We start from the raw sequence: 16,572 nt of genomic DNA, 5'->3' as shown, positions 1-16,572 counted from the left end.
TGAAGCTTTGAAAGTGCTGTAAAGGCCTTTAATAAGAGAGTGTATCTATTCACAGCTGTGGACAGGAAGGATGCGAGAATATGAATAGTAAACAATTAATTCAAGAAGCAATCGAAGCGCGTGAACAAGCGTACGTACCATATTCTAAATTTCAAGTAGGTGCAGCATTATTAACACAGGATGGAAAAGTATATCGTGGATGTAATGTTGAGAATGCATCATATGGCTTATGTAACTGTGCAGAAAGAACAGCTTTATTTAAGGCGGTTTCTGAAGGAGATAAAGAGTTTGTAGCTATCGCGATTGTGGCGGATACAAAGCGTCCAGTACCTCCTTGTGGAGCATGTCGACAAGTTATGGTAGAATTATGTAAACAGGATACGAAAGTATACCTATCAAATTTACGTGGTGACGTTCAAGAGACGACAGTCGGAGAATTGTTACCAGGAGCATTTTTAGCGGAGGATTTACATGAATAGAAAAGGTTATAAATCAGGTTTTGTCTCTATTATTGGCAGACCGAATGTTGGGAAATCTACATTTTTAAATCGTATTATCGGCCAGAAAATTGCCATTATGAGTGACAAGCCACAAACAACTCGTAATAAAATTCAAGGCGTATATACAGAAAATGATTCACAAGTAATTTTCATTGATACACCAGGAATACATAAACCTAAACATAAATTAGGCGACTTCATGGTGAAGATGGCTCAAACGACATTAAAAGAAGTTGATATTGTTCTGTTTATGGTCAATGCAGTTGAAGGATTTGGTCGTGGTGAGGAATTCATTATTGAGAAATTAAAAGAAACGAAACAACCAGTATTTTTAGTAATTAATAAAATTGACCAACTTCATCCAGAGCAATTATTAGAGTTAATTGATCAATACCGTAAACTATATGAATTTGCAGAGATTGTACCAATTTCTGCATTAGACGGCAATAATGTGGATGCTTTAATTGGAACAATTAAAAAGTATTTACCAGAAGGACCGCAATACTACCCAGATAATCAAGTAACGGATCATCCAGAGCGATTTATTATTTCAGAGCTTATTCGTGAAAAAGTATTACATTTAACACGTGAAGAAGTGCCGCATTCTGTGGCTGTTGTTATTGATGCAATTCAAAAACGTGAGGGCGGAGCGGTTTATATAAACGCAACGATTGTTGTTGAACGTGCATCACAAAAAGGAATTATTATAGGTAAGCAAGGAAAGATGTTAAAAGAAGTCGGTAAGCGAGCTCGTTTTGACATTGAAGCATTACTTGGTTCTAAAGTATTTTTAGAAGTATGGGTAAAAGTGCAAAAAGATTGGCGTAATAAAATGTCTCAGCTTCGTGACCTTGGTTTCCGCGAAGACGAGTACTAAAATAGAGTAAAGCTGTAATCAGCGGATGTTTTGTTCATCCGCTGATTATTGGTTTTTATGAGTTTTGATAAATTAGGAAAAATTTTTCTCACATGAAAATGGACAAAATGGGTCAATTTAATAACAACAAAGGAAATTGGTTTATAGGCTACGCTTATTGAGAAAGGTGGATTCTTATGCTAGATTTTACCTGGAAGTTTTTCTCCAAAACAGGAAGCATTGAAACGTACTTGCTTTTGAAAGAAATGGAAAAAGACGTAAACGATGAGATGGATCAACATGAAGAGGAGTTAGCGCATCTAGACTCTCCAATTTCTTGACCCGTTTTGTTCAAACCTTGGATGGTGACGAACATGTTTCAAAAAGTTGAGGGCATCGTTATCCGTACGACAGATTACGGAGAAACGAACAAGATTGTTACAATATTCTCAAGAGAATTGGGTAAGGTAAGTGCAATGGCAAGAGGAGCGAAAAAACCGAAAAGCCGGTTAGCATCTGTTTCGCAACTTATGACCCATGGTAATTTTCTTATTCAAATGGGATCTGGACTTGGAACTTTGCAACAAGGCGAGATTATTTCAACTATGAAAGAAATTCGCGAGGATATATTTTTAACTGCTTATGCATCATTTATTGTTGAGTTAACTGATAAAGCAACAGAAGATAAAAAACATAATCCATATTTATTTGAAATGTTATATCAAACGTTGCATTATATGTGTGAGGGTGTTGATTCAGAAGTATTATCATTAATTTATCAAACGAAAATGCTTCCGGTATTAGGGATGCGCCCGTACTTTGATACATGTGCGATTTGTCATCAAGAAACAGATTTTGTCGCCTTCTCTGTCCGGGAAGGCGGTTTTCTGTGCTCGCGTCATGCTGAGCAAGATCAGTATCGTATACCAGTGGGGGAAGCTGTTCATAAATTATTACGTCTTTTCTACCACTTCGATTTACATAGACTTGGCAATGTATCAGTGAAGGATAGCACAAAAAAACAAATGCGTTTAGTATTGAATACATATTATGATGAATATTGCGGGATTTATTTGAAGTCAAGACGTTTCTTAGAACAACTTGATAAGTTTCAAATATAATTTGGGACCGTATACGGTCCTTTTTACATCCTATCTTTTTCAAATAGCATATTTAGTATATAATATTTAAGAGATAGTATAACTTTTTTCGTTGTGCATTAAAGGTGGTGATTATCATAGAGCTGAATAAACGGCAAGAACATATCATTCAGATTGTAAAAGATCACGGTCCTATTACAGGGGAGTCAATTGCTGCGCAATTAGGACTAACACGTGCAACGCTAAGACCAGACTTAGCAATTTTAACGATGGCTGGTTATTTAGAAGCGCGTCCACGCGTAGGTTATTTTTATACGGGTAAAACCGGGGGGCAGCTATTATCTGAAGCTGTTAAGAAAATTAAAGTACAAGATTATCAATCTAGACCAGCTGTAATTGATAAAAATGTATCAGTATACGATGCGATTTGTACTATGTTTTTAGAGGACGTAGGTACATTGTTCGTTGTAGATCAATCGACGCTATTAGTTGGCGTTGTATCTCGTAAAGATTTATTACGAGCTAGCCTTGGAAAGCAGGATTTAACCTCTCTTCCGGTTAATATTATCATGACAAGGATGCCGAACATTGCGATGTGCCGTAGAGAAGATTCTTTATATGATATTGCGATGGAATTAATAGAAAGACAGATTGATGCGATGCCAGTTGTAAAAGATACGAAACAAGGTTTAGAAGTGATTGGACGAATTACAAAAACAAATATTACACGTGCGTTTGTAAACTTAGTAAATAACGAATAAGTGTAATTTGTTTAAAGTGAGGTAATGTAATGGATAATAAAATCGTATATGTCGTATCTGACTCTGTTGGAGAAACGGCTGATTTGGTTGTTCGAGCAGCGATGGGGCAATTCCCATTTGCTCCTGATATTAGACGTGTACCGTATGTAGAAGATACAGGGACATTAAAAGAAGTGATTTCGATTGCTAAGAACAATCAAGCGCTTATTTGTTTTACGTTAGTAAAGCCTGACATGCGTCAGTATTTAGTGACAGAGGCTGCGAAAGAAGGCGTAGAGGCATATGATATTATCGGGCCTCTTATCGATCAAATTGAAGAAATTACAGGGCAAGTACCAAGATATGAACCGGGTGTTGTTCGTAGATTAGATGAAGAATACTTTAAAAAGATTGAAGCGATTGAGTTTGCTGTAAAGTATGATGATGGTAGAGACGCACGTGGTATTTTAAAAGCAGATATCGTGTTGATTGGAATTTCGCGCACATCAAAAACACCGCTTTCTCAATATTTAGCTCATAACAAACGTTTGAAAGTTGCCAATGTACCGCTCGTACCAGAAGTAGATCCGCCTGAAGAATTATATCAAGTAGCTAAAGAAAAATGCTTCGGTTTGAAAATTACGCCAGATAAGTTGAATCATATTCGAAAAGAGCGATTGAAATCACTTGGACTAAGTGATGGTGCAACATATGCCAATATTAATCGTATTAAAGAAGAAATTGATCACTTTGAGAATGTAGTTGGTAAAATAAATTGTCAAGTAATTGATGTATCGAATAAAGCGATTGAAGAAACAGCCAACATTATTGTGAATGCAGTGCAAAACCAAAAATTGTTTTAGCACATTTACCAAAGGTGAATGTGCTTTTTTCGCTCGTGAGAAACACAATACCTGTTGATTTCGTAATAGATTATAGCGGAGTGGTTATACTTATATTCTTCTGTCTTTTTATTATGCTAAAGGCAGGGTTTCGTTATCCTGAAATAGAAGATGAAAAAATAAAGGGATATGTAGCGTAGTTGAAGAAAATATATTATAATAAAAAATTGTGATAAAAACCTATATTTTACGTTTAGACTTTAATTTTTCAGAATAAACTAGGGATAGGATTTACGAAAAGACATGTAATTACGTTAAATCGACAAAATCTATACAAGAAAACGCACATTATGGAAGGATTCGCAGAAGGGATGTAGAATACAGAAATATGCAAAACATCAATATCGTATTAGTTGATGCAGATGCACATCCTGTGAATGCTGAAAATTGTGCAAGCTGGAACGAAAGTTCATGTCGAAATTTTGTTTGTCACATCGTATGCTCATCGTTTAAGGAAGTAGCAAGGAAAATTGGATCTATGTAGATGCTGAATAAGCTAAAGTTGATTTTTTATATGTATCAACATGCAAAAAACAGATCTCGTGATCACATAGGATATGGTGCTTGCTAGTCTTCTTGTAAAAAATTGTATATGTATTGTCTCCAGGAGGTACATTTGTAACAGGTGAGCAAATGGATACAATTTTATATAGTAGGTACGTATGTGCGAAATGACGCAGAAAAGGGCCTACAAAATCGTTTGATAACGTGATCGACAACACTTTCTAATAAGTTTAGAAAAAATATTGTCGAATTATAAAGGAATTTTTTAATTTTTATCGAATACAAAATACGACACGGAGATGGATTTATGGGGAACAGAATTCCCGAAGAAGTTGTTGAACAGATTCGGACGTCATCGGATATTGTAGAAGTGATTGGTGAATACGTTCAACTTAGAAAACAGGGGCGTAACTATTTTGGCCTTTGTCCATTTCATGGTGAGAATTCTCCTTCATTCTCTGTTTCATCTGATAAGCAAATTTTTCATTGCTTCGGATGTGGAGAAGGTGGAAATGTATTTTCCTTTCTAATGAAAATGGAAGGATTGGCTTTTACCGAGGCTGTTCAAAAGCTAGGTGAAAGAAATGGAACTGCAGTTGCAGAGTATACATCAGGGCAAGGACAACAAGAAGACATATCTGATGACACTGTCATCATGCAACAGGCTCATGAACTTTTGAAAAAGTATTATCATCATTTATTAGTAAATACAGAAGAAGGAAATGAAGCACTTTCGTATTTGTTAAAACGTGGTATTACGAAAGAGATGATTGAGAAGTTTGAAATTGGTTATGCGTCACCTGCTTGGGATGCAGCAACGAAAATTTTACAAAAAAGAGGTTTATCGCTGTCTAGTATGGAACAAGCTGGTCTTCTCATAAGGAGCGAGAAGGATGGTAGTCATTATGATCGCTTCCGTGGAAGAGTTATGTTTCCAATCTATACGTTACAAGGTAAAGTGATAGCGTTTAGTGGAAGGGCGTTAGGAGATGACACTCCGAAATATTTAAATAGCCCTGAAACACCGATTTTTCATAAAAGTAAATTGTTGTATAACTTCCACCAAGCGAGGCCGTTTATTAGAAAACGTGGGCAAGTGGTCCTTTTTGAAGGGTATGCTGACGTAATGGCTGCGGTAAAAAGTGGTGTGGAAGAAGCTGTTGCGACAATGGGAACAGCTTTAACTGAAGAACAAGCAAAACTTCTGCGACGTAACGTTGAAACTGTTGTTCTTTGCTATGATGGTGATAAAGCAGGGCGAGAAGCAACGATGAAAGCAGGGCAATTATTGCTAAAAGTTGGTTGCCAAGTGAAAGTTACATCCTTGCCAGATAAGCTTGATCCTGATGAATATGTGCAACAATATGGGACAACTGCTTTTGAAAATCTTGTGAAATCAAGTATAAGTTTTGTTGGTTTTAAAATAAATTATTTGCGTTTAGGGAAAAATTTGCAAGATGAGTCTGGCAAAGAAGAATATGTGAAAAGTGTTTTAAAAGAGTTATCGTTGCTACAGGATGCGATGCAGGCAGAATCATATTTGAAATCATTATCGCAAGAATTTTCGTATTCAATGGAAACTCTTTTGAATCAATTGCACCAATATCGCAAAGAACAAAAGGTACAGCAAAAACAAGTAAAGCAGGTTTCTAAGCCGTCTCAAATTGTTCAAACAAAACCGAAGTTAACAGGTTTTGAAAGGGCAGAAAGAGAAATTATTTATCATATGTTGCAAAGTCCAGAAGTGGCTGTTCGTATGGAATCCCACATAGAAGATTTTCATACAGAAGAACATAAAGGGATTTTATATGAACTATACGCATATTATGAAAAGGGAAATGAACCTTCAGTCGGAACATTTTTAAGTTGGCTCTCTGATGAGAAGTTGAAAAATATTATCACTGATATTTCGACGGATGAATTTATTAATCCAGAATACACAGAAGAAGTGTTACAAGGCCATTTGGAGACGCTCAGCCGTCATCAAGAAAAACTTGAAAAGATGGAAATCATCTTTAAGGTAAAACAAATGGAAAAAACAGATCCTGTAGAGGCTGCTAAATATTATGTAGCATATTTACAAAATCAAAAAGCGAGAAAATAGCTTTTTTGATAAATTTTTAGTATAATGAATGTTTGTATCTCGCGTAAGGAGGGGAACAGATGGCTGACAAACCAGCTCGTTCTAAACAAATTGAAACTGAAATGACCCTTGAGCAAGTGAAAGAACAACTCACTGAGCTCGGAAAAAAACGTGGCGTTCTTACATATGAAGAGATTGCAGAACGCATGAATGGATTTGAAATTGAATCCGATCAAATGGATGAATACTATGAATATTTAGGTGAACAAGGGATTGACTTAGTTGGTGACAATGATAACGACGAAGGTCCTAATAATCGCCAAATTACAAAAGCGGAAGAAGAATTTGACCTTAATGATTTAAGTGTACCACCTGGGGTTAAAATCAATGATCCCGTTCGTATGTATTTAAAAGAAATTGGTCGTGTAGATTTACTATCTGCAGAAGAAGAAATTCGACTTGCAACGCGTATTGAAGAAGGCGATGAAGAAGCGAAACGTCGTCTTGCAGAAGCAAACTTACGTCTTGTTGTAAGTATTGCAAAGCGCTACGTGGGCCGTGGTATGCTTTTCTTAGACTTAATCCAAGAAGGGAATATGGGTCTAATTAAAGCGGTTGAAAAGTTCGATTATCGTAAAGGTTTCAAATTTAGTACGTATGCAACTTGGTGGATTCGCCAAGCGATTACACGTGCGATTGCAGACCAAGCACGAACAATTCGTATCCCAGTTCATATGGTTGAAACGATTAATAAGTTAATTCGTGTACAACGTCAATTACTACAAGATTTAGGACGCGAACCATCTCCTGAAGAGATTGGTGAAGAAATGGATCTTGCTCCAGAAAAAGTACGCGAAATCTTAAAAATTGCACAGGAGCCAGTTTCTCTTGAAACACCGATCGGTGAAGAAGATGACTCCCATTTAGGTGATTTTATTGAAGACCAAGAAGCAACATCGCCTGCGGACCATGCAGCGTATGAATTGCTAAAAGAACAATTAGAAGATGTGTTAGATACACTAACAGATCGTGAAGAAAATGTTCTACGTCTTCGTTTTGGTTTAGATGATGGACGAACTCGTACGCTTGAAGAAGTTGGGAAAGTATTCGGCGTAACGAGAGAACGTATCCGTCAAATTGAAGCAAAAGCACTTCGTAAATTAAGACATCCAAGCCGTAGTAAGCGTCTTAAGGATTTCTTAGAATAGGCTACCTTTAAGTTTACTTCACCTTTGTGAAGTAAACTTTTTTATTTTGTTAACTTTTGTTAAACTTTAGCTATCGGCAACGATTACAATTTCTTGTAATTTATTTTACAGAATTGTCTTTTGATTTGCAAATGCTCATTTTTCGATTTTTCGATTAATTTTGTGTATTCTATACAAAAATATATGTAGAAAAGTGAAAAATATGATGAGAAACGTTAATAATTATCGAAATAATAAGCGATATAACAATAAAAAACAATAAACTGAATTTATGGAATATTTTTAACGATTAGTAGTTTACTCTTTTCTGATAGAGCGTTTTCAAGTACAATGGAAATGACTGAATCATCTAACTATTCAGGGGTATAGAGGGGGGAGAAGAGATATGAAACGTAATCCGCTGATTCCGTTCGCTCTTATTGCAGCATTAGGTATTATCGTTATGTTTGTATTTTCATTTCAGGGGCTAAATAAATCTAAAGAGTTAGCTGATGCAAAAAATGGCGGGAAGCCAGCACAAACAGCATCAAAACCAGAGGATATTGTGAAGCAAAGCTGTACGAGCTGCCACGGTGATCAGTTACAAGGGGCAGTAGGGCCTAATTTACAAAAAATTGGTGGAAAACTTTCAAAAGATGAAATTAAAGAAATTCTTTCGAAAGGAAAAGGAAATATGCCTGCCAATTTAGTTCCGGCTGATCAAGCCGCTAAAGTAGCTGATTGGTTATCGAAGAAAAAATAAAGTTCCGTATGACAAGCCTTTTGCTTATGCAAAGGGCTTGTTTTTCTATATTTTCTAAAATACGATGAGTGATAGAGAATGGAATTGTTGTTATAGGCTTGCAACAACTACCATAAATTCATTATCATGGAGACAGACTGACAAGAGAAGGAGTAATGGAAATACATGAATGAAGTAAAGCTTTCAAAACGATTAGAAGAAGTTGTGCGTGAAATACCGGCAGGATCTACAGTTGCTGATATTGGATCGGATCATGCGTATTTACCGTGTTATACAATTATAAATAATATTGCTACAAAAGCAGTTGCTGGAGAGGTTGTAGATGGGCCATTTCGCTCTGCGCAAGCAACTGTAGCTGAAAGTGGCTTACAAGATAAAGTAGACGTGCGTAAAGGGAATGGATTAGCTGTTATCGCGCCAGGAGAAGTAGATGTAATTACGGTTGCTGGAATGGGCGGAGCGTTAATTCGTGACATTTTAGAAAGTGGTAAAGAAAAATTAGAAGGGGTAACTCGTTTAATTTTACAGCCGAATATTGCAGCGCATCACATTCGTGAATGGTTTATTGAGAATGGATGGGAGCTTATCCATGAAAAAATCGTAAAAGAAGATGGGAAAATTTACGAGATTTTAGTAGGCGAGCGAGGAAACATCGCGGTGCCTTATTCTGAAAATAAACAAGCGGAATTATTTATGGGGCCATTTTTAATAAAAGAAAAAGGTGAAGCTTTCGTTGAAAAATGGGAAGGGGAATTGAAAAACTTCCAAAATATTTTAAAGCAGTTAGAACGTGCGGCTGATTCTGAAGAAACAAAAGCGAAGCGTGCGGAAGTAGAAGCGAAAATGAAAATGATACGGGAGGTTTTATCATGAGTAAAATTCCAAATGGCCATGAAATTATTTCTTTATTTGAAAGTATGTATCCGAAGCATTTGGCGATGGAAGGAGATAAGATTGGCCTGCAAATTGGAGCGCTTAATAAACCCGTACAACACGTATTGATTGCGTTAGATGTAACGGAGGAAGTTGTGGATGAAGCAATTCAATTAGGGGCGAATGTCATTATTGCACATCACCCTTTAATTTTTAATCCGTTAAAAGCGATTCATACAGATAAAGCGTACGGAAGAATTATTGAAACGTGTATTAAAAATGATATTGCCATTTATGCAGCACATACAAATGTGGATGTTGCTAAGGGCGGGGTAAATGATTTACTTGCTGAGGCGTTAGGATTGCAAAATACAGAAGTTTTGGCACCGACATATGCAGAAGAAATGAAAAAAGTTGTTGTGTTTGTGCCAGTAACTCATGCAGAAGAAGTACGAAAAGCATTAGGAGACGCAGGTGCTGGTCATATCGGCAATTATAGCCACTGTACGTTTAATAGCGAGGGTACAGGTACGTTTGTACCTCATGAGGGAACAAATCCTTATATCGGGGAAACTGGGCAGTTAGAACGCGTAGAAGAAGTGCGAATCGAAACGATAATTCCAGCTTCACTACAGCGAAAAGTGATTAAAGCAATGGTAACGGCACATCCATATGAAGAAGTAGCATATGATGTGTATCCACTTGATAACAAAGGTGAAACATTAGGGCTTGGAAAAATAGGATATTTACAAGAAGAAATGACACTTGGACAGTTTGCGGAACATGTAAAGAAATCATTAGATGTAAAGGGGGCACGAGTTGTTGGGGATTTAAATGATAAAGTGCGCAAAGTAGCTGTACTTGGTGGCGATGGTAATAAATACATCAATCAGGCTAAATTTAAAGGAGCGGATGTATATGTAACAGGTGACATGTATTATCATGTTGCTCATGATGCGATGATGCTCGGTTTAAATATAGTTGACCCAGGACATAACGTTGAAAAAGTAATGAAGCAAGGAGTACAAAAGCAATTACAAGAAAAAGTGGATGAAAAGAAACTCAATGTACACATTCATGCTTCGCAATTACATACAGATCCATTTACATTTGTATAAGAAAAATAAAAACCGTTGCTCATATAGGCAACGGTTTTTATTATTGTTCTTTTTTCACTTTTACACGAGGTAATATTTTTTGTAATGGTACTTTTCGAACTGTCTCCCATGTAGCGGGATTCATTGGATCATATTGATCTAAGAAAGCGATAACTTCTTTCGTAATTGGAGTTGGAGTAGAAGCACCTGCTGTAACAGCTACGTTTTCTACACCTTGTAGCCATTCTAATTTGATTTCACTTACATCTGCAACGCGGTATGCTTTCGTACCAGCGATTTCTTGTGATACTTGTGCTAAACGGTTTGAGTTGTTACTTTTCGGATCACCAACAACAATTGTTAAGTCTGCAACATCAGCTTGTTTAGCGACAGCTTCTTGGCGAACTTGAGTTGCTAAACAAATTTCCTTATGGAATTCTGCTGTTGGGAATTTCTTCTGAATGTCCTCCATTAAATGTTGAACATCCCATTGGCTCATCGTTGTTTGATTTGTAACTAAAATTTTATCTGTTGGAATTTCTAATGTTTTTAAATCATCAGCTCTTTCGATAAGGTGAACGATATCAGGTGCAATACCAACTGCGCCTTCTGGTTCTGGATGATTTTTTTTGCCGATATAAATGACATGGTAACCTTCAGCTTTCTTTGCTTCAATAAGGTCATGTGTTTTTGTAACATCTGGACAAGTGGCATCGATTGTCGTTAAACCTTTTTCTTTTGCACGTTGTTTAACTTCTGGAGAAACACCGTGTGCAGTGAAAATAACAGTACCAGATTCAATTTTATCTAAAATTTCTAATCGACTTGGACCGTCTAATGTAATGATGCCATCTTCTTCGAATGCATCTGTTACATGTTTGTTGTGAACAATCATACCTAAAATATAAATAGGTCTCGGTAATGATGTATCTAATGCGGCGTTACGTGCAATAACCATCGCGTCCACAACACCGTAGCAATAACCACGAGGGGAAATTTTAACAATTTTCATATGAGTAATCCTCTCCTTCTAAACAAGGGATACTTTTGTGCATAGTCTTTTACATTATAAAGGAGGAATGGATAGAAAACAAAGGATTGTTACACATATAGTTTTGGTTTTGTTGCTATTTTTTGAACAGGCTCCTCTCGTAATTCTTTTTCTATGACAGGCTCAATCACTATTTTTTTTCTTTTTCTTTTTTTTTGTGGAGGCGGCGGAGTTGCTACCTCAACCTTTTCTGTTATGTCTTCAGTTGGATTTTCAGTTGGATCTTCTTCCGTACTTTTTCCAGAGGTGAGGATTTTAACAATGCTTGGTAGGTTACGCATAATAGGACCGTACTGTTCGACGACAGGGCTTACAGATTGAACGACTTGGGATACTTTTTCAATATTGTTTATCATATTAGTTGGATTCGAAATTAAATTCGCCAAAAAACTGCCGATGCCGCTACTTGATGCTGCTGTAGTTGCTGCACCACCGCGCGTTTCATTTGATTCATACATTTGAGGGGGGATCATTTGCTCTGGATGTTGCTGCATGTATGGTTGATATTGTTGTGAGTATTGCTGCGGGTATTGTTGTTGGTATTGGTATTGTTGTTGATATTGTTGTTGATATTGGGGCGGCGGTTGCTGGTGCTGGTGCATCATTGGCGGCGGTCCATCCATTTGTCGATAAGGTGGAACCATTTGCATGAAAGGCTCGGTTGGATCGTGTTTTTTAAAGAGTTTAGCAAGGAACCCTTTCTTTTTTTGTGCCATCGGTGGTAGTTGTGGAATTGGATATGGTGTATAAGGTTGCTGTCCTTGATTCGGATACATTTGCCTTGTAGGGGATTTTGGAAACATGTGAGAAATCCTCCTTTCTTCAGTTAGGTATATACACATACAATATGCAATAAGAGGGAAGAAGGTTAGTTTTTGAAGTAAAAACCTAAACTAAAGATGGATTTTACTTGTAGATTTCGATATAATGTAGACTTGACTGATTTGTGCGCGCAGTAGAAATTTAGAAAGAAGGTGTAACTTATGACACAACAAACTTTTACACAGTATGATTTTAAACCATTTTTAATAGATGCAGTTCGTGAACTACGCTTTACAGAGCCGACAGGAATTCAAAAGAAAATTTTCCCGGTCGTGAAAAAAGGTGTAAGTGTAATTGGACAATCCCAAACAGGTTCTGGGAAAACACATGCATACTTACTTCCTACATTGAACAGAATTAATGCAAGTCGTGAAGAAGTACAACTTGTTATTACAGCGCCTACTCGTGAGTTAGCACAACAAATTTACGAAGAAATCGTGAAATTAACAAAGTTTTGTGCGGAAGATCAAATGATTACAGCACGTTGTTTAATTGGTGGAACTGATAAACAACGATCAATTGAAAAGTTGAAAAAACAACCTCATATTGTAGTTGGAACACCAGGGCGTATTAAAGATTTAGTAGAAGCGCAAGCATTATTTGTTCATAAAGCAAATACTATTATTGTCGATGAAGCAGACTTAATGCTTGATATGGGATTCATTCATGATGTAGACAAAATTGCATCACGCATGCCTAGAAACTTGCAAATGCTAGTTTTCTCTGCAACAATTCCTCAAAAACTAAAACCGTTTCTGAAGAAATATATGGAGAATCCAGAGCATATTCATATCAATCCAAAACAAGTTGCGGCTGGGAATATTGAGCATTATTTAGTACCTTCTAAACATCGTAACAAAATCGATTTAGTGAACAAAATGTTGCTACAATTTAAACCGTATTTAGCAGTTGTTTTCACGAATACGAAGAAGATGGCGGATCAGGTTGCTGACGGATTAATGGAACGTGGCTTAAAAGTTGGACGAATTCACGGAGATTTATCACCGCGTGATCGTAAAAAAATGATGAAACAAATTCGTGATCTTGAATTCCAATATATTGTTGCAACTGATTTAGCAGCACGTGGTATTGATATTGAAGGGATTAGTCATGTTATTAACTACGAACTTCCATCAGATTTAGATTTCTTCGTTCACCGCGTTGGAAGAACAGCACGTGCGGGGCATTCAGGTATTGCAGTGACGATTTATGATCCAGCAAACGAAGAAGCGTTAGATAGTTTAGAAAAACAACGTCATATTGAGTTCAAGCATGTAGAGTTACGTGGAGATGAGTGGGCGGATCTAGGTGAACGTCGTCGTCGTAAGAGCCGTAAAAAACCAAATGATGAACTTGACGTTATGGCAACGAAAGTTATTAAAAAGCCGAAAAAAGTAAAACCAAACTATAAACGTAAACTTGCAACAGAACGTGACAAAGTGAAGAAAAAATATAGCCATAAAAAAAGATAAGGGGAGCCCCCTTATCTTTTTTTATCCGGCTATTTGCGGGATAATAATCGGTGGAGAATGGAAAAACACTGATTAAAGTTTCGGTGTAGCTAGTTACAATTTGCGTAGTGTTTTAGCAACAAACAATTCGCTACATATTTCTACAAATTATGCTATCATTATATCTATTGTATATTGAAGAGGTGATTGTATGTTAAAGATTGGATCTCATGTTTCTATGAGTGGTAAGAAAATGTTATTAGCAGCAAGTGAAGAGGCTGTTTCATACGGTGCAACGACGTTTATGATTTATACAGGTGCACCGCAAAATACACGAAGAAAACCAATTGAAGAATTGAACATAGAAGCAGGAAGAAAACATATGGAACTAAACGGTATTGAGGAAATTATCGTACATGCGCCATATATTATTAATCTTGGGAATACGACGAAGCCAGAAACATTCCAATTAGGTGTAGACTTCCTTCGCATGGAAATTGAAAGAACATCGGCATTAGGTGTAGCGAAACAAATCGTTCTTCACCCAGGTGCGCACGTTGGTGCAGGAGCAGATGCTGGTATTCAACAAATTATTAAAGGGCTTAATGAAGTATTAACGCCAGAGCAGACGGTTAACATTGCGTTAGAAACGATGGCAGGAAAAGGAACAGAATGCGGTCGTAGCTTTGAAGAAATTGCAAAGATTATTGATGGTGTCAAATATAATGAAAAATTATCAGTATGCTTTGATACGTGTCATACGCACGATGCAGGATATGATATTGTAAATGATTTTGACGGCGTATTAAACGAATTTGATAAGATTGTTGGTATTGATCGTTTGCAAGTACTTCATATTAATGATAGTAAAAATGTATGCGGCGCAGGAAAGGACCGTCATGAAAATATCGGCTTCGGTCATATCGGTTATAAAGCGTTACATCATATTGTGCATCACCCGCAGTTAATGCACGTACCAAAAATTCTTGAAACGCCATATGTAGGTGAAGATAAAAAAGATACGAAGCCACCATATAAATTAGAAATCGAAATGCTGAAAAATGGTAATTTTGATGAAGGAATTCTTGAGAAAATTAAAGCGCAATAAGCAATAAGGAGGGGATTTTCCCCTCCTTATTTTAGTAGTTGCTGAAATAAAGTATTTACTTGTTGGGCAGTAGCAGGGGAGGTTACTTTTGCTATTTGTTTTAAGAGCTCTAGCCGTTCGTCATTATCGTAAATGTTAATATTCTTACCTTTCATAAGTAAAACAATTTGATCCGCTTGTGCAGTCGTAATAGAAACTGCATACTCTTTACTATATTTCAATAACTCTTTTGTAGAAATATGATTTAATTTTTTATTTACAAGTTGTTTAATGAGGTTCATCGAGTTATCCTCCTTCACACGTTCTTCTATCGAAATATATGAGTACGTAGCTTGTACATATTCATGTAGAGTTTCTTTTTTCATGAGAAAAAGAAGCGTATGTTATAATATAAGGACAAAACTATAGAAAAAGAGTATAAGGAGGACTTATGGAACAAAAGCAACATCGAAAAGAAAGTGTTATCCATCTTATTTATCGTTTAGTTATGATTATTTTTGGGGCAGCATGCGCAGCGGTAGCGATTGAACTATTTTTAATGCCAAATAAAATTATTGATGGTGGAATTATTGGTATTTCTCTTATATTAGATTATCTTACTCCTAATATTTGGTGGTTAAGTTTCTCTACTTTAGTCGTTATTCTCAATATCCCATTTATGTATTCCGGTTATAAGCAAATCGGAAAAACATTCATGCTATCTTCGGCGTTCGGTATTGTAGCTTTAGCGTTTATTGAATCAACGTTACATGCTGTTCCGCCATTTACAACAGAGCCGATTTTAGCAACAGTGTTTGGGGGTCTTATTTTAGGTATTGGTGTAGGGCTCGTTATTCGCCATGGTGGATCAATGGACGGAACAGAAATCATGGGTATTTTATTAACGAAGAAATTGCCTTTCTCTGTTGGCGAATTTGTAATGTTTGTGAACTTATTCATTTTTGCATGGGCAGCATTTGTATTTGGTGTTGAACAAGCTATGTATTCTGTTATGGCGTACTATATCGCCTTCAAAACAATTGATACAGTCATTCAAGGTTTAGATGAAACAAAAGCGGTTTTAATTGTATCAGATCAATATGAGGAAGTATCAAATGCGATTTTGCATCGTCTTGGTCGTGGAACTACAAAGCTTGTAGCGAAAGGCGGTTACACGGATAAAGAAAAAGAAGTTATTTATGCAGTTGTAACGCGTCTGGAAGTGACGAAGTTAAAATCAATTGTGTATGAAATTGATGCGAATGCGTTTGTTACGATTATGAATACACAAGAGACAAATGGTGGCAAGTTTAAATCGGCTATCCACTAAAAAACATGTATCCCGCTATTTGAGGGCAAATAATCGGTAGGGGATGGCCTTATCTGATTAAGGTTTCATTTTATAGGAACATTTTTCGGGAGCAGAGAATTTTTCTCTGCTTTTTGTTATAATAGAAAGGTTTCTTGAAAAAATTGATATATTTTAGGCAGATTGGTTTACAACTATAATAAGCTGTACTATAATTCAAATAGATATAAATCGGAATCATTCTGAA

General features: G+C 36.5%; 17 protein-coding genes. 14 read left to right on the top strand and 3 right to left on the bottom strand.

The genetic code is table 11. From position 1 onward, the window contains the following. Positions 1-80 precede the first annotated feature (80 nt). The 11 genes from J0835_RS21090 to J0835_RS21040 all read left to right on the top strand — a co-directional run bounded on the left by J0835_RS21090 (position 81) and on the right by J0835_RS21040 (position 10,626). Positions 81-479, top strand: a complete 399-nt coding sequence (locus J0835_RS21090) for a cytidine deaminase (RefSeq protein ID WP_087981982.1) — start codon at positions 81-83, stop codon at positions 477-479. After that, positions 472-1,377: a GTPase Era gene (era, locus tag J0835_RS21085; RefSeq protein ID WP_001080239.1), complete on the top strand. Its 906-nt coding sequence runs from the start codon at positions 472-474 to the stop codon at positions 1,375-1,377. Before J0835_RS21090 ends, era begins: the two co-directional genes overlap by 8 nt. A 176-nt stretch (positions 1,378-1,553) precedes the next feature. Beyond that, complete coding sequence (locus J0835_RS21080) at positions 1,554-1,697, top strand: YqzL family protein (RefSeq protein ID WP_000883924.1); 144 nt, start codon at positions 1,554-1,556, stop codon at positions 1,695-1,697. 33 nt (positions 1,698-1,730) lie between these two features. Further along, positions 1,731-2,477: a DNA repair protein RecO gene (recO, locus tag J0835_RS21075; RefSeq protein ID WP_000487012.1), complete on the top strand. Its 747-nt coding sequence runs from the start codon at positions 1,731-1,733 to the stop codon at positions 2,475-2,477. Positions 2,478-2,584: 107 nt separating this feature from the next. Further along, positions 2,585-3,217, top strand: coding sequence for a helix-turn-helix transcriptional regulator (locus J0835_RS21070; RefSeq protein ID WP_000583755.1), 633 nt, complete (start codon positions 2,585-2,587; stop codon positions 3,215-3,217). Positions 3,218-3,246: 29 nt separating this feature from the next. Then, positions 3,247-4,059 (top strand): pyruvate, water dikinase regulatory protein, encoded by an 813-nt coding sequence (locus J0835_RS21065; protein WP_087981980.1) that lies wholly within the window; start codon positions 3,247-3,249, stop codon positions 4,057-4,059. An 850-nt stretch (positions 4,060-4,909) separates the two neighbouring features. Further along, positions 4,910-6,706 (top strand): DNA primase, encoded by a 1,797-nt coding sequence (gene dnaG / locus J0835_RS21060; protein WP_048562283.1) that lies wholly within the window; start codon positions 4,910-4,912, stop codon positions 6,704-6,706. Between the two features lie 59 nt (positions 6,707-6,765). Continuing rightward, entirely contained in the window at positions 6,766-7,893 is a 1,128-nt protein-coding gene (rpoD, locus tag J0835_RS21055; RefSeq protein ID WP_000764061.1) for an RNA polymerase sigma factor RpoD, read from the top strand. A gap of 385 nt (positions 7,894-8,278) precedes the next feature. Then, entirely contained in the window at positions 8,279-8,635 is a 357-nt protein-coding gene (gene cccA, locus J0835_RS21050) for a cytochrome c550 (protein ID WP_000828143.1), read from the top strand. A 165-nt stretch (positions 8,636-8,800) separates the two neighbouring features. Then, positions 8,801-9,508 carry a tRNA (adenine(22)-N(1))-methyltransferase gene (locus J0835_RS21045; RefSeq protein WP_001006530.1) on the top strand — a complete coding sequence of 236 codons (708 nt, stop codon included), beginning with the start codon at positions 8,801-8,803 and terminating at the stop codon, positions 9,506-9,508. Further along, the gene (locus J0835_RS21040; protein WP_087981978.1) at positions 9,505-10,626 is read left to right on the top strand and encodes a Nif3-like dinuclear metal center hexameric protein; all 1,122 of its coding nucleotides are present in this window, start codon (positions 9,505-9,507) and stop codon (positions 10,624-10,626) included. The genes J0835_RS21045 and J0835_RS21040 overlap by 4 nt, the downstream gene beginning before the upstream one ends. Before the next feature lie 40 nt (positions 10,627-10,666). Here the strand turns inward: J0835_RS21040 and J0835_RS21035 are convergent, their stop codons facing one another. Together J0835_RS21035 and vrrA are read right to left on the bottom strand one after the other, a co-directional pair. Next, the gene (locus tag J0835_RS21035) at positions 10,667-11,617 is read right to left on the bottom strand and encodes a 4-hydroxy-3-methylbut-2-enyl diphosphate reductase (RefSeq protein WP_087981976.1); all 951 of its coding nucleotides are present in this window, start codon (positions 11,615-11,617) and stop codon (positions 10,667-10,669) included. An 89-nt stretch (positions 11,618-11,706) separates the two neighbouring features. Further along, positions 11,707-12,459, bottom strand: coding sequence for a VrrA/YqfQ family protein (vrrA, locus tag J0835_RS21030; RefSeq protein ID WP_087981974.1), 753 nt, complete (start codon positions 12,457-12,459; stop codon positions 11,707-11,709). Positions 12,460-12,639: 180 nt separating this feature from the next. Between vrrA and J0835_RS21025 the strand changes: the two genes are divergently transcribed. Beyond that, positions 12,640-13,950 (top strand): DEAD/DEAH box helicase, encoded by a 1,311-nt coding sequence (locus J0835_RS21025; protein WP_087981972.1) that lies wholly within the window; start codon positions 12,640-12,642, stop codon positions 13,948-13,950. 190 nt (positions 13,951-14,140) lie between these two features. Next, a complete protein-coding gene (locus J0835_RS21020; RefSeq protein WP_087981971.1) occupies positions 14,141-15,037 on the top strand; it encodes a deoxyribonuclease IV in 897 nt (298 codons plus the stop codon). Positions 15,038-15,063: 26 nt separating this feature from the next. On the opposite strand, the gene J0835_RS21015 is transcribed toward J0835_RS21020, so the two are convergent. Then, complete coding sequence (locus tag J0835_RS21015) at positions 15,064-15,318, bottom strand: DUF2624 domain-containing protein (RefSeq protein WP_087981969.1); 255 nt, start codon at positions 15,316-15,318, stop codon at positions 15,064-15,066. Between the two features lie 149 nt (positions 15,319-15,467). On the opposite strand from J0835_RS21015, the gene J0835_RS21010 reads away from it, so the two are divergent. Then, the gene (locus J0835_RS21010) at positions 15,468-16,346 is read left to right on the top strand and encodes a YitT family protein (protein ID WP_087981967.1); all 879 of its coding nucleotides are present in this window, start codon (positions 15,468-15,470) and stop codon (positions 16,344-16,346) included. Positions 16,347-16,572: the final 226 nt, after the last annotated feature.

The sequence above is a fragment of the Bacillus cereus group sp. Sample62 genome (genome assembly GCF_036851315.1).
In the GTDB taxonomy this organism is placed as follows: domain Bacteria; phylum Bacillota; class Bacilli; order Bacillales; family Bacillaceae_G; genus Bacillus_A; species Bacillus_A wiedmannii.
This window is presented reverse-complemented; position numbering and strand designations above follow the sequence as displayed.

What these genes read in the sequence shown, in the direction of transcription:
- J0835_RS21015 (WP_087981969.1), bottom strand. Translation starts at nt 15,318, where the DNA reads ATGAACCTCATTAAACAACTTGTAAATAAAAAATTAAATCATATTTCT.
- J0835_RS21045 (WP_001006530.1), top strand. Translation starts at nt 8,801, where the DNA reads ATGAATGAAGTAAAGCTTTCAAAACGATTAGAAGAAGTTGTGCGTGAA.
- cccA (WP_000828143.1), top strand. Translation starts at nt 8,279, where the DNA reads ATGAAACGTAATCCGCTGATTCCGTTCGCTCTTATTGCAGCATTAGGT.
- rpoD (WP_000764061.1), top strand. Translation starts at nt 6,766, where the DNA reads ATGGCTGACAAACCAGCTCGTTCTAAACAAATTGAAACTGAAATGACC.
- J0835_RS21035 (WP_087981976.1), bottom strand. Translation starts at nt 11,617, where the DNA reads ATGAAAATTGTTAAAATTTCCCCTCGTGGTTATTGCTACGGTGTTGTG.
- J0835_RS21040 (WP_087981978.1), top strand. Translation starts at nt 9,505, where the DNA reads ATGAGTAAAATTCCAAATGGCCATGAAATTATTTCTTTATTTGAAAGT.
- dnaG (WP_048562283.1), top strand. Translation starts at nt 4,910, where the DNA reads ATGGGGAACAGAATTCCCGAAGAAGTTGTTGAACAGATTCGGACGTCA.
- J0835_RS21020 (WP_087981971.1), top strand. Translation starts at nt 14,141, where the DNA reads ATGTTAAAGATTGGATCTCATGTTTCTATGAGTGGTAAGAAAATGTTA.
- J0835_RS21080 (WP_000883924.1), top strand. Translation starts at nt 1,554, where the DNA reads ATGCTAGATTTTACCTGGAAGTTTTTCTCCAAAACAGGAAGCATTGAA.
- J0835_RS21065 (WP_087981980.1), top strand. Translation starts at nt 3,247, where the DNA reads ATGGATAATAAAATCGTATATGTCGTATCTGACTCTGTTGGAGAAACG.
- J0835_RS21090 (WP_087981982.1), top strand. Translation starts at nt 81, where the DNA reads ATGAATAGTAAACAATTAATTCAAGAAGCAATCGAAGCGCGTGAACAA.
- era (WP_001080239.1), top strand. Translation starts at nt 472, where the DNA reads ATGAATAGAAAAGGTTATAAATCAGGTTTTGTCTCTATTATTGGCAGA.
- recO (WP_000487012.1), top strand. Translation starts at nt 1,731, where the DNA reads ATGTTTCAAAAAGTTGAGGGCATCGTTATCCGTACGACAGATTACGGA.
- vrrA (WP_087981974.1), bottom strand. Translation starts at nt 12,459, where the DNA reads ATGTTTCCAAAATCCCCTACAAGGCAAATGTATCCGAATCAAGGACAG.
- J0835_RS21010 (WP_087981967.1), top strand. Translation starts at nt 15,468, where the DNA reads ATGGAACAAAAGCAACATCGAAAAGAAAGTGTTATCCATCTTATTTAT.
- J0835_RS21025 (WP_087981972.1), top strand. Translation starts at nt 12,640, where the DNA reads ATGACACAACAAACTTTTACACAGTATGATTTTAAACCATTTTTAATA.